The 13,351-nt window shown below is 44.0% G+C and carries 12 protein-coding genes; 10 read left to right on the top strand and 2 right to left on the bottom strand.

The genetic code is table 11. The features are described from left to right. Positions 1-18 precede the first annotated feature (18 nt). Both AB4Z50_RS12280 and AB4Z50_RS12275 read right to left on the bottom strand, forming a co-directional pair. On the bottom strand, positions 19-471 hold the full coding sequence (locus tag AB4Z50_RS12280; protein WP_441879177.1) for a MarR family winged helix-turn-helix transcriptional regulator: 453 nt from the start codon (positions 469-471) through the stop codon (positions 19-21). Positions 472-570: 99 nt separating this feature from the next. Continuing rightward, positions 571-1,425, bottom strand: a complete 855-nt coding sequence (locus tag AB4Z50_RS12275) for a helix-turn-helix transcriptional regulator (protein ID WP_339207579.1) — start codon at positions 1,423-1,425, stop codon at positions 571-573. Positions 1,426-1,601: 176 nt separating this feature from the next. Here AB4Z50_RS12275 and AB4Z50_RS12270 point away from each other — a divergent pair, with 176 nt between their 5' ends. From AB4Z50_RS12270 to AB4Z50_RS12225, 10 genes are all read left to right on the top strand, one after another. After that, on the top strand, positions 1,602-2,729 hold the full coding sequence (locus AB4Z50_RS12270; protein ID WP_441879175.1) for a Gfo/Idh/MocA family protein: 1,128 nt from the start codon (positions 1,602-1,604) through the stop codon (positions 2,727-2,729). Between the two features lie 4 nt (positions 2,730-2,733). Then, the gene (locus tag AB4Z50_RS12265) at positions 2,734-3,807 is read left to right on the top strand and encodes a Gfo/Idh/MocA family protein (protein WP_430057509.1); all 1,074 of its coding nucleotides are present in this window, start codon (positions 2,734-2,736) and stop codon (positions 3,805-3,807) included. A gap of 206 nt (positions 3,808-4,013) precedes the next feature. Next, positions 4,014-4,745 (top strand): UMP kinase, encoded by a 732-nt coding sequence (gene pyrH, locus AB4Z50_RS12260; RefSeq protein WP_339207582.1) that lies wholly within the window; start codon positions 4,014-4,016, stop codon positions 4,743-4,745. Between the two features lie 209 nt (positions 4,746-4,954). Beyond that, on the top strand, positions 4,955-5,857 hold the full coding sequence (locus AB4Z50_RS12255; protein WP_441879172.1) for a phosphotransferase: 903 nt from the start codon (positions 4,955-4,957) through the stop codon (positions 5,855-5,857). A gap of 16 nt (positions 5,858-5,873) precedes the next feature. Then, positions 5,874-6,428, top strand: a complete 555-nt coding sequence (locus tag AB4Z50_RS12250) for a sigma-70 family RNA polymerase sigma factor (RefSeq protein ID WP_339207584.1) — start codon at positions 5,874-5,876, stop codon at positions 6,426-6,428. Continuing rightward, a complete protein-coding gene (locus AB4Z50_RS12245; protein WP_441879169.1) occupies positions 6,425-7,444 on the top strand; it encodes a DUF4871 domain-containing protein in 1,020 nt (339 codons plus the stop codon). The genes AB4Z50_RS12250 and AB4Z50_RS12245 overlap by 4 nt, the downstream gene beginning before the upstream one ends. A gap of 120 nt (positions 7,445-7,564) precedes the next feature. Further along, entirely contained in the window at positions 7,565-9,967 is a 2,403-nt protein-coding gene (locus tag AB4Z50_RS12240) for an ATP-binding cassette domain-containing protein (RefSeq protein ID WP_441879167.1), read from the top strand. Then, positions 9,964-10,920, top strand: a complete 957-nt coding sequence (locus tag AB4Z50_RS12235; protein WP_441879165.1) for a serine hydrolase domain-containing protein — start codon at positions 9,964-9,966, stop codon at positions 10,918-10,920. The genes AB4Z50_RS12240 and AB4Z50_RS12235 overlap by 4 nt, the downstream gene beginning before the upstream one ends. Positions 10,921-10,959: 39 nt before the next feature. Further along, positions 10,960-11,529 carry a histidine phosphatase family protein gene (locus AB4Z50_RS12230; RefSeq protein WP_441879163.1) on the top strand — a complete coding sequence of 190 codons (570 nt, stop codon included), beginning with the start codon at positions 10,960-10,962 and terminating at the stop codon, positions 11,527-11,529. A 226-nt stretch (positions 11,530-11,755) separates the two neighbouring features. Beyond that, a complete protein-coding gene (locus AB4Z50_RS12225; RefSeq protein ID WP_441879161.1) occupies positions 11,756-13,351 on the top strand; it encodes a response regulator transcription factor in 1,596 nt (531 codons plus the stop codon).

Here is a 13,351-nt window from a genome sequence, read left to right as displayed (position 1 = left end):
CTCTCAGATGTTCGCCGATCATTCACTCGTCTTTGTGTTTGATTCGTGGTTCAGTTCTGCGTTTTTAGTTATTTTGGCGATAAATTTTTTGAATGATTGAATTTCGTCTTCCGAAATATCTGTCAACAGCTGTGCAACAAATTTTTCTTCGATAGGTGCCAGTTCATTAGAGCATGTTCTGCCATTAGCGGTTAAATAAAGCAGCTGTGATCGGCGGTCATTCGGATTGGCGACACGTCGGACAAGCGCTTTTCGTTCAAGCTGGTCAACAAGCCGTGTAATGTTAGCGGGGTCCTTGTCGGAGCGCTGTGCCAAATCTTTATGAGTCATGCCATCGTGCTCATCAAGATACATGAGCAGCGACCATTGTTCAGGCGTAACGTCATAATCTTGAAAAAGCTGATGCAGCCGAAGGTTTAGTTTACGGCCTGTATTGCTGAGCATATAGCCTACTGATTGTATAATTTCCATTGCTTTCACCTGCTATTTTCATTTAGTTGTCATGACAATAATACGCTTAACAACTAAATAGGTCAAGAGCTTCAATCCACAAATTTGGAATGAAGCGGTTTACAGTTGATCGGAAGAGACATGATTTTGCTTGCGATATTGTTCGGGTGTAAGGTCGGTATGCAGCTTGAAAGCGCGGCTGAAATGAGAGGGATGCTTAAAACCAACATCATAACCAATGTCGGTAATGGGGTGAATGGTGTTGATAAGCTCGATTTTGGCCTGATAGATTCTACGCTGCATGAGAAACTGGAAGATTGTAAATCCAGTAACCTCTTTGAATGTTTTAGCCAAATAGTATTTGCTTAAGTGCAGCTCAGCTTGAATCGCCTCTAGCGTAATATCATCATTATAATGGCACTCCAAATAGGAGATGATTGCTTGAACATGGCGTTCTTTGGAGGTTGGAAAGGTTGGCTTATCCTTCAGCGGCTTCTGGCAAAGCTGATTGATCTGAATAAGAAAATCAAGCATTAAAGCTTGAAATCGCTGAATGGAGAAGCTGTCCTGAAGTACGTAAAGCTGTTCAAGCTTATGAAGACTAGCTTCTATTTCCGCTTTCTCATTGCCCCTCAGCTGCAAACGTATATTTTGAAGCTTCTCGAAGGGCTCGAGCAGGTCCGCTGCAAATGAAGGCTGAATAAATTGCTTGAAGTAATACGGATCAAAATGTAGGATCGACCGGTGGTAAACTGCGCTTGGATCGACATGTGCCCGGTGCAGTGTCATCCCGTGCATAAGCAGCAAGTCGCCAGGCTCCAGAACATAGATGCGGTCATTAATAAGATAGTTTACTTTGCCGCCATGGAAATAATAGATTTCGTAATGAAAGTGACTATGATAGGGAATATGAGCATTAAAATCAGAGCTGGTTCCCATTGTGAACGGTAATTTGATTTGTTGCTGCTTGCTCATCCTTTCGCCTCCACTCATAAATACCATCATTATACACCAACCACAGTCAAATAAAAGCGTAAACAAGTTAATGCGAATGAAGCCCACTGCATCCCAAAATGTTACCATATAGGCAGGCAAAACGATTGTGAAAGCAACTGCTATTATAACATTGTAAATAAAGGGGCGGTATTCGGATGCAGATCGTTCGTTTGGGAATTATCGGACTAGGAAATATGGGCAAGGGTCATATTGGCTACTTATTAAAAAGTGAAGTCAGTGGAGTTGAAATAACCGCAGTTAGTGATTGTGTACAAGCAAATCTTGCGTGGGCAAAAGAAAAGCTTGGCGATCAAGTCGGATTATATGAGGATCCTTATGAAATGATGGACTCTGGACTTGTTGACGGAGTGCTCATTGCGACGCCGCATTTCTCCCATCCAGAGCTTTCTATTGCTTGCTTTAAGCGTGGTCTGCATGTGCTTTGCGAGAAGCCGGCAGGTGTTTATACGAAGCAGGTTCGCGAGATGAATGACGCAGCCAGCCAAACAAATGTGAAATTCAGCATGATGTATAACCAACGGACAAATCCGATATACGTGAAGCTGAAAGAATTGATAGATAACGGCGAGCTAGGTGAAATAAGAAGAACCAATTGGATTATAACCAATTGGTATCGCTCTCAAAGCTATTATGACTCCGGTACTTGGCGTGCAACTTGGGCTGGTGAAGGCGGCGGAGTGCTGCTAAACCAAGATCCGCATCAGCTCGATTTGTGGCAATGGACAATCAGTATGATGCCAAAGCGCGTCCGTGCTTTCTGCTACTTCGGCAAGCATCGTGACATCGAGGTTGAGGATGATGTAACCGCATTCGTTGAGTACGAGAACGGAGCTACTGGAGTGTTCGTGACGACGACTGGCGAAGCGCCAGGAACGAACAGACTGGAAGTGAGCGGTGATCGCGGTAAAATTGTAATTGAAAATAACCAATTAACATTCTGGCGTCTAACGGTTCCTGAGCCGGAATTCAACAAGCAGTTCAAAGGCGGCTTCGGTCAGCCGGAATGCTGGAAATGTGAAATTCCAATTCATGGCAGCAACCCTGATCATAAAGGCATTACACAAAACTGGGTGAATGCGATTCTCTTCAATGAACCATTGATTGCTCCAGGTGAGGAAGGCATCAAAGGGCTTATGCTCTCGAATGCGATGCTGCTTTCGACATGGACGGATGGTTGGGTAGATTTGCCGATTGATGAGGAGTTGTTCTATAAGCATCTGCAAGAGAAAATCGCAAGCTCAGCCTATCAGAAGGAGGACTAGATCGATGAGTAATGCAGATGGCATGAAATATGCGCCAAAGGGAAAGCCGAATAGAGTAGTTGAGGATGGGCAATTCGTAATCGCCGCTGTTAGTCTTGATCACGGTCATATTTATGGCATGTGCAACGGACTTGTGGAAGCGGGCGCCACTTTAAAATGGGTATACGACGCTGACCACGCTAAGGTTGAAGCATTTATCCGTCAATATCCGCAGGTGCGGGCAGCTGAGTCGGAAGAGCAGGTGCTCTCCGATGATGAGGTGCAGCTGGTTGCAGCTGCAGCGGTAACATCAGAGCGCGGACCGCTAGGCGTTCGCGTCATGCAGAGCGGCAAACATTATTTTACCGATAAAGCGCCATTTACAACGCTTGAACAGCTCGCAGACGCTCGCGCTGCATACGCAGATACAGGAAAAAAATACGCAGTATATTACAGCGAGAGATTACATGTGGAATGCGCGGTTTATGCGGGTCAATTGATCGAACAAGGTGCAATTGGACGTGTTGTTCAAGTCATTGGACTAGGGCCGCATCGTTTGAACGCTGCCTCCCGCCCGTCATGGTTTTTTGAGAAGGAAAAGTATGGCGGCATCATTTGTGATATCGGATCGCATCAAATTGAACAATTTCTATATTTTACAGGCAATCAGAATGCCAATGTTGTAAACAGCAAGGTGGCCAACTATGCCAATAAGGAGTATCCAGAGCTTGAGGATTTTGGAGATATGACGCTTGTTGGCGAGAATGGGGCAACCGGCTACTTCCGTGTCGATTGGCTAACACCAAGCGGTCTTGGAACATGGGGCGACGGCCGTACTATGATTCTCGGAACTGAAGGCTACATCGAGATGAGGAAGTACATTGATATCGCTAAAGATAAGGACGGAGACCAGCTTTATTTGGTAAACGCAGATGGCGAGCAGCATATTCAGCTTCGCGGCAAAGTCGGCTTCCCTTATTTTGGCCAGCTCATTCTCGATTGCTTGAACGGCACTGAGCTTGCAATGACGCAGGAGCATGCTTTCAAAGCAGCTGAGCTGTCGCTTCTTGCTCAGAAGCATGCGACAAAAGTGGAGTAAAAATGTTTGCTGCTAAGGAGTAGTTGCTTTTTTGCTCGTACTCAGTATAAAATATGTGAGAATTAATAAATGGAAGGAGTGGGAATATGAGGATCAAGTACAGGGGTGCGATAACCAAATGTGTTTTTCATATTCCCATTTCACTTTTACACTAAAGCATCTATTGCTTTAGTGTTTTTTTTTATCCTATGGAGGTGTAACGGCGAATGAGGTACAAGAGGGTTCTTATTAAGCTTAGCGGCGGGGCAGTAGCAGGAAATGCTGAATTCGGTTTTGAGCCTGAACGGTTAAATTACATTGCGAATGAAATTATATCCGTGGTCCGTTTAGGTGTTGAGGTGTCGCTCGTTATTGGCGGGGGGAATATATTTCGCGGCAATATGGCGGAAAGCTGGGGAATCGAACGAGCGGAAGCAGACAACATCGGAACACTTGCAACCGTCATTAATAGTTTGATGCTTCGTGGGGTTCTGAAAGCTAAAACAGACAAAGAAGTTCGCGTCATGACAGCGATACCGATTACTTCGGTCGCCGAGCCATACATCAGACTGCGTGCAATCCACCATTTGGAGCAAGGTTATATCGTCATATTTGCTGGAGGCAACGGTCAACCCTACGTGACAACGGATTATCCTTCGGTACAAAGGGCCATTGAAGTGAATAGTGAGGCGCTTTTGGTTGCAAAACAAGGCGTAGATGGCATTTTTAATGCCGATCCTAAATACGATGCCGATGCGAAGCGGTTCAAATCTCTTCATTACAATGATGTTTTACAATATAATTTGAAGGTAATGGATCAGTCAGCCTTTATATTGGCTAGAGACTATCATTTGCCTATGCATGTGTTCAACTTCGACAAGCCCGGATCCATGAAAGAAATTTGTGAAGGCGGAAACAATGGAACCATCATTAGCGGTGAATCTGTTCTTGCCTACTAATAACTGTTGAAATAAAAAGGACTGCTTATAAAGGTATTCCCGTTTAATAAAAGCCGGGAAATGTACTTTTTAAGCAGTCCTTTGATGTTTTTAGGAGTCGGGAATTTTATAAAGACCTTATTCAACATCATAACAGAGCCGTAATTATAAGTCTATATTTTTGAATGATAATATGTAAAAATTTGATTATCTTGGATGGGAGGTACAGCATGAACCTACAGTCATTATTTTCTGAACCTATTATGTCACAGTCCACTCTGGGTGGCTTTGCTAGTGACGTGTTTCTAGTCATTACGGAAGCAGGGGATTACGTTGTTCGATCATCTGGCGTAGATGAGACCGTTGATGCTCCTTTTGTATGGGCATGCAGCAATTTGTTCGGGAAACAATTAAGCGAGACGTTTGATATGGAGATTATTAATCAATATCTTTCACGATTGACAAGCAATATCGCTATTCCCAGTGTACTTGGCAAGGCCGTGATCGATGGAAGACAAGTGATTTCGGTTGAAAAAATAAACGGAATTCCATTGTCATTTCAAAATAAATCCGCGATGCTGATGGAGGATTTCGGCAGGTCGATTGCGGAGATCCATTCCCATAAAGTTAAGGAATGGGGTTCTCTAAATGGCTCAGTTCGGCATGCATTAGCGGATTTCCCTCACATGCTAGCAGACGCTTTAAGGGTGTTGGCAGCTCGTTATTACAAGGAAAATGCGGCAATCCACGAATCTCTTGATCACCACTGTTCATTAGCTGAAAATATGTCGGTACCAACGTATGCCTCATGCATCATGCTTGATATGGATCCGAGGCAGTTTCTATCAAATGGAGAACGTGTTAGCGCAATCGTTGATACAGAAGCTTATGTGCTAGGTCCTCGTGAAATGGATTTAATAGCGATTGAATGCTCGTTGGATGAGGCGGGAGCTCATCATTTCCGCAGAGGTTATGCTGAAGTGCTGCGTTTCCCTGATTTATTAGAGGTGCGTGAATTGTACCGATATTTCTTTTGCTTACTCGAAATTAAGGGACCGGCTTTTGACTATCATAAATGGATGTCCTATCCTCATCTATTCGGGAACTTTAGGAACGCAGAAGGGTCTTCTTAATTAGAGAGGTGATGAGGTGGAGCTCGAATATGTGAAGTATTTGGCAAAAGGATTTGAAACGGATGCCGTATTGATTGATTTGATGAATGCACATGGCAACGACGTTTGGAATTTTGCATTCTTTTTAATTCGGAATGCCGATGCGGCAGATGACATTTGTCAGGATGTTTTTTTGACAGTATATGAGAAGCTGCATACATTTCGAGGCGAAGCCAGTATGAAGAGCTGGCTGCTTGCCATTACACGAAACAAAACGTATAAGTACAAAAGAAGTGCTTATTTTTCTAAGGTCATTGTGATGGATTTCGTAACAAGAAGGGAAACATCCAGATCAGCGGAAGCAGAAGTTTTTGACCTTATGGAAACTAAATATATTTGGAACACCGTTATGAAGCTTCCGCTGCGCTACCGAGAAGTCCTCATACTGGAAATTCATTATCAATTATCCATGCAAGAAATGGCAAGTTTGCTGCAAATAGCGGAAGGGACGGTTAAATCGAGGCTGCACCGCGCACGCAAAAAAATGACAAGTTTACTGCAAAGTGATTCAAAAGGAGGAAACATCATATGAAGGAGCCAGAACAGTGGGAAGAAGCGCTTAGCCGCTCCCCGTTTGTGAATCCTCGCTTCACTGAGCAATTGAAGGAGAAAATTGTTTATAGGGCCAATGATAAACCGAAGAAAAAGTCTTATATTGCTCGTCTGGGAGCACTGAGTGCAATCGCAGCCGTCCTTGTCTATATGCTGTTTGCCACAGATTTGAGCAAGCTGTTTACGAGCCCTTCACAAATCGTCGGAACAAATGGAAGCAGCAGGGTAGAGGAGATTCGAACGGAATACAGGAAGAACGGCCAAATGATATTTCAAATATTTCCTGAAGAAAATGTGGTTGCAGGTGTCATGCAAGGCTATGTTCTCCATTTCACGCAGCCCATTGATGTTTTTCTTGGCAAAAACATTTCTATTGAAGGTTATCATGCGCAATCGGGAAAACGGTTGACCGTTATGTCCCCTGTGACCATTACAGAGCCGAGCTCAGGGTATGAGACGTTGCAACGTTTTACAACCAGCTTTAGCCTGCCGCTGGGCGGAACATGGACATTCGAGGTCAAGCTGAATGAACAATTTTACGGTGACTTTATTTTGGCAGTGCAGGAGCCTTCGCCATGGATAAGCACATCTACGTTCAAATTGCCGTATACAGGCAACGATGGAATGCCTCACAACTATGTGCTTGCTGGCGAGAAAGACAAGGTGGGATTTCTTATAGGCCCTTATCAAAATGAGCAAGGATTGATCCTCGACGAGCAGCCGATTGTTGCGGGGAAAGGAAATAAGTACATGTGGTATTTCTGGGGGAGCAAGAAGGAACTCACGGGCAGCTTTAACGTTATGGGCGTAAAAGAAGGCACCACGCAGGAGATTGAAGTTTTCTCTGCGCGCAGTGTGGGCTCTCCACTGAATGGGGCAGACGCGGTTATTCCATCATCGATGGTACTGCCCGAAGCCGGCATGTGGCGGCTAAACGTATACATTCAAGATAAGTTATTTAGCAGTATTACTATTCAGGTGGAATCGGCGAGCTGATATTCATTATTTTAAAAGGAGAAGGCTGCCATTAGGCAGCCTTTTTAGTAAACTATTTACATAAGAACGTATGTGCGGTAAATTATGGGTATGAGATCTATGCCAGAATGGAGTGCATGCATGAAAGCGTTCATAGAGATAGAAGGAGCAAGGCTGCATAACCTCAAGGATATCAATGTTCGTATACCGAAAAATAAGCTTACAGTCATAACAGGCGTATCGGGAAGCGGCAAATCGAGTCTTGCTTTCGATACGTTATATGAAGAAGGAAAGCGGCGCTATCTATTGTTCTCGGGTACGCAGTATATGGTTGATGCAGTGTCTTCTTTTGATAAAATAACGGGTTTGTCCCCTGCGGTAGCAATTGAGCAGCGTATCGTCCGGCAATCCAATCCTAGAAGTACAGTAGGCACGCGGACAAAAATCGGAAATTTACTTGCCATTTTGTTTGCAACGTATGGCAAACGTGATCCTGCCTACAATGACGGGCTGCCGCTCTCCATGGAGTTGTTTCAGAGGAACTCACCTAAGGGAATGTGTGTGAAGTGTCTTGGTACGGGAAGCCATCAGATGATTCAAGAAGAAGCGATTCTTAATCCGGAAACACAAATCAAAAACGTGTTTGATGGTTTTTTGGTCAAGCATCGTTTTCATAGAGGAAACTTCAAAAAGTTTTGTGAAATATACAAGATTGATATAAATGACAAAATCGGTGTTTTGCCGGATGATGTTTTTCATTCCTTCAAGTATGGCTGCCGCAAGAGTGGATTTGTAGGCGCCGTTGTTGTTTTTACAGATATGATGAAACATATGGCCAGCAAAGTGAAGAGACATGGGAGCAAAGACAAAGAAGTGAATTTATGGGGGATTAATGCGGATTCCATCCCATGCCCCAAATGTAAAGGCACAGGTCTTGGCCTTCAGGCGATTCATACCACAATTGGTGAGAAAACGATTAAAGAGCTCGAGGATATGTATATCAACGAATTGCTTGCGTTTTTGCAAAAGCAGCACGCCAATGTATCAAGCAAAAATTTACTGGATGAAATGGTCATGAAACTTCAGTGTATGGTCGATGTAGGGCTTCATCATCTTTCTTTATCGCGTCCAGTTCCTACGCTCTCAGGCGGTGAAATTCAGCGTCTGTTTCTGGCGTCTTTTATTATTGCGGATATGGATTCTATTATTTTTATATTCGACGAGCCTACAATCGGATTGCATGAAGTAGAGAAGGAGATGCTGATAAGCATCATTCAAGGCTTAGTGGAGCGAGGAAACACAGTCGTTGCCGTAGAGCATGATCATAAATTTATGCAAGCTGCCGATTATATTGTCGATCTTGGACCCGAAGCGGGAGTTCAAGGCGGAGAGCTTATTTTCCAAGGCAGCTACCTTGATTTTATGGCTTGTGAACGATCGCGAACAGCCCCTTATTTGAATGGCACCAAAACCTTGCATGTCAAAACAGAATATAAGTTAGCCGATCCAAGCAAAGTACTTAGGCTGGAGCATGCGAGCCTACATAATCTTCAGGATGTCTCCGTGACGATACCTCTTGGACTGATGGTAGGAATAGCGGGAGTATCGGGCAGCGGCAAATCTAGCCTAATCCAGCACACACTTGTACCAAAGCTTAAGCAGTCACTCCAAAGCAAGTTCATATATGACAACGATGATACCGAGCTTGTGCTGCAAGACGAGGTGACGTTACTTGGAATCGAGCAGATTAAAAAATGTATAGTGGTGGATCAGAAGCCCATTGGAAGGAGCAAAACCTCTTGTCCAGCAACCTATACGGGTATATTTGATCGAATCAGGACTTTGTTCAGCAAAACACCTGATGCGGTGGAAAAAGGATATACAGCTGGTCTGTTTACCGTTAATTCTGAAGGAGGCTGTAGAGGCTGCAAGGGCGAAGGTTTTAAAAACCATTATGTTGGCTTCGGCAACTTCATAGAGGTAGAGTGCGATATGTGCGGGGCAACAGGATTTGTTGAAGAGGCTCTAAGTGTAAGGCTTGAGGGGAAAAACATTAAGGAAATTATGATGATGAGTGTCACAGAGGCCAGCATTTTTTTTGGAAATAAACAATCTATGGCGTATGACAAAATGATATCGGCCACTCTCAGTACGCTCGAAAGTGTAGGTATGAGTTATATTACGCTCGGCCAAAAGACGCCATCTATTTCAGGCGGTGAAGCGCAGCGGATTAAGCTCGCCAAGGAGCTGTGCAGGCAAAGCGGGAAAGATAATGTATATATTTTGGATGAACCGACGACAGGCCTTTCTTTCTCAGATACGGAGCGGCTGATGACATTGCTGCAGCAGCTCGCAGATGCTGGCAATACGATTATCATTACTGAGCATGATCCAGCTGTGCTTGCCAATTGTGATTATATTATCGAAATGGGACCTGGTGGCGGAAGTGATGGGGGAGCTATTATCGCAGAGGGCATGCCGCTTGAACTAATGTCGAACAGTCATTCCATCATCGGGAAATATATAAAGCAGGTGTTGAAATGAGCTTTGAATGGCAGTTGTCCACTCCCGAGGCGGAGGGAATGGATGCTAAACTTCTAGAGCAGATAGATGATTATGTGAAGCAAAAGCGATATAGACTCATAAACAGCGTGATCATTGTGAAAAACGGGAAACTGGTTTATGAACGTTACTTCAATAAGTGTAATGAAAATACGAGTCATTCCATTAAATCAGTATGGAAGAGTATTTTAGCCATCGCTGTAGGCATCTGTTTGGACAAAGGCTTGATTAATAATCTGGATGAACCGATAGGCAATTATTTGCCCGCCTTTACTGGTCATAATCATCACTATCATAAGCTGATTACGATTCGGCATTTGCTAACGATGTCATCAGGAATTTACTGGAATGGCGGTGTTCATTACCATTGTCCGATGCTGCAGCAAATGATGCGTACGAATGACTGGCTATCGCATATCGCTGATATTGACATGCACAGTGTTCCTGGCATGAATTTTCAGTATAAGGAATGGGATGTCATGTTGTTATCAGCGGTCATAGGCAAAGCCTATGGAAGCACATCCTACGATCTCATTTATCATGAAATGTATAAACCGCTCGATATCGCCAGTGGAATTTGGCCGAGCAGTCCATGCGGTTTCTCCTATACGGTAATGAAGGGTGAAGAACAATCGGATTTGTCTGCTAGAGATATGGCTAAGGTAGGTTTGCTATTTTTAGGAGAGGGCAGTATTAATGGCAAACAGATTGTTTCTCCAGCGTTTGTGAAGCAAGCGATAACCGCATCCTATCCGTCCTATGGTTTTTTGTGGTGGCTGTCTCAAGCTGGATATGGATGTCGCGGATTTGGCGGACAAGAGGTGAATGTCATTCCTGAGCATCAATTTGTATCCGTCATACAAGCGACACCCACACCATCGAGTAAATCGTATCCGGATATTCATGACTTGTTTCTTAGCCAAGCGTTTAAATAAAAGCTGCTTGTAATCTGAACATTAAAGGAGGATAAACCTATGAATACGGTCATTTATATGGTTAGACACGCAGAATCGCCTTTTGAATTTGGACGAGAACGAACGCGCGGGCTCTCGGAGGAGGGTTTCTCAGAAGCAAAACGTGTTGCAGAGGTGCTGGGCGATGTCGATATTCATTTTATGGCATCCAGCTCTTACACGAGAGCGGTGCAGACGATTGAGCATTTAGCAAAGCGGAAAGCGATGACGATTGTAGAGTATGAAGAACTGGTGGAAAGAGCGATAAAGGGTTTGGATTATAAGGCTACTTGGGACGTTCTGTATGAAGCGATAAGGAAATCTTTTATCGATATCGATTTTGCTTTGGAGGGCGGCGAAACGACTCGAAGCGCACAACAAAGAGCGATACCTGCCATAGAGAGAATACTGGAGGAGCACCGAGGTAAAAACATTGTTTTGGGTACCCATGGCAATATTATGACGATCATTATGAACCATTATGATAATAAGTTTGGATTTGATTTTTGGAATACGACCTCGAAGCCAGATATTTATAAATTAACATTTAATCTGAATAAGCTTGAGCATGTGGAAAGGATATGGACTTAAGTAAGGCGACAAGAATCCATTGAAACCAATGGTCATCCTGCAAAGGATGGCCTTTTTGTATGCTGTCACTCCAACGAGATCGTTCATTACATATATAGGATCATGTATTATTTTTTTGCAACAGACCAGATATTTAGTGTTATACTCGCTATTAAATTAACAACTAATGCGGAAATTCATCAATAAATGAGTGAAAGCGACCGCATGAAGATGGAGCGTGAGCGGATTGAAAATACTAATTGTAGACGATGAGCCAAGGCATCTCAGAGGAATGGCTAAATTAGTTAGTGCGATGCGGCCAAAAGCTGAAATATTAGTAGCGAAGGATGGGGCAGCTGCTATCGATATCATTCAACAGGATCAACCGCAAATTGTACTGACGGATATCCAGATGCCTAATATGGATGGATTGACTTTATTGAAATGGCTTGAGGATAAGGAACATCGACCGAAGGTAGTTATGGTATCGGCTTATAATTTATTTGAATATGCGCAAACTGCTCTGCGTCATGGCGCTTATGACTACTTGTTGAAGCCGATTGATATAGATAAAGTGGAGGATATTTTGGGGCGGCTTGATGCACAACTAGCGGCGGAGTCCATGCAGAGTGAAGCTTCCGAAAAACTGCAGCATCGGCTTAAGCTAACCTCCGCTGCCTACCAGAACAATCTGCTTTTGTCATGGTTAAGCGGCAATCTATCAGCAGCGGAGCAAGTGGAGCTTGAAGCACTCGATATTGTGCAAGGAAGCGGTACAGTTATCTTTTCTGAACTCACCATTCGTCTTGAGGAGGATAAGAGCCTCTACACACCTGCATTGCTGCAGCAGCTGGAGCATTTAGGGTCCTACTACGGTCACGCCAGCACCTTCTCTATTAATTCGCTTCGAGAAGATGTATTCCAAGCGATTACCATTGTGCGTACGCCGAGCCCATTCCAGCTTAGACGCGATGAGATTCGATTTGCATTTAGCGAACTAAACAAGGAGTGGCTGCCGTATGGCCGGCTTGTTCATGGCATGGGGACGAGCTGTTTATCTTTAGTAGAGCAGCTGCCACATTCTTACCGAACGGCTCAAACTGCCTGTGATTATAATTTCCATGATTGCTGGCAAGGGGTCCTATTTCATGATGAGCTGAACCACTCCAGCAAGTCCTTTCACTTAGATGGGGAGCGGCTTTTTGAAGCGTTGCAGGATAACGATCCAATGGCTGCCATCCTGCTGTGCCGATCTGCCTTTCAAGAACTGGCAGGCGAGGGCCACACGGAACCGCAGCTTATTAAAGAGTGTGCCTCACTCACACTTATGAAGCTTAAAAGCCGAACAAGAGATGTTGTCGAAAGAAACTTTGGAAGCGTACTCACGAATACGGTCGTAACGGAAATACCTGCATGCGATAGTTATGGTGAGCTGCTGACTCTCTTGAAGTCTCAAATTCATGATCTGCACCAAGCGTTACGGAACATGAAGCAAGGGAAAAACGAGATTATTATGGAACAGTGCTTGAGCTGGATACAAGAGAATTATATGGAGGATTTGACACTAGAGATGGCAGCTGAACAGTTTGCCTTTAATCCGTCTTATTTCAGCACATTGATTAAAAGCTGTACCGGAAAGTCTTTTTCTGACCATATTACCGAGGCTCGGATGCGACGGGCAAAACAATTGCTCAGAGATGGCCATTTGAAAATTTATGATATAGCTGCGCAATGCGGCTATCGCGATACGAAGTATTTTTGCCGAGTGTTCAAGAAGCAGAATGGTCTATCGCCGGAAGCTTATAAGCATAAATCCCTTACAACGAATAGAGACGAGATATGA

Origin of the sequence: Paenibacillus sp. 2TAB26 (assembly GCF_052115145.1) — a bacterium.
Taxonomy (GTDB): Bacteria; Bacillota; Bacilli; order Paenibacillales; family Paenibacillaceae; genus Pristimantibacillus.
Note: the sequence above shows the minus strand (reverse complement) of the source record. Positions and strands in the feature narration are given on the sequence as shown.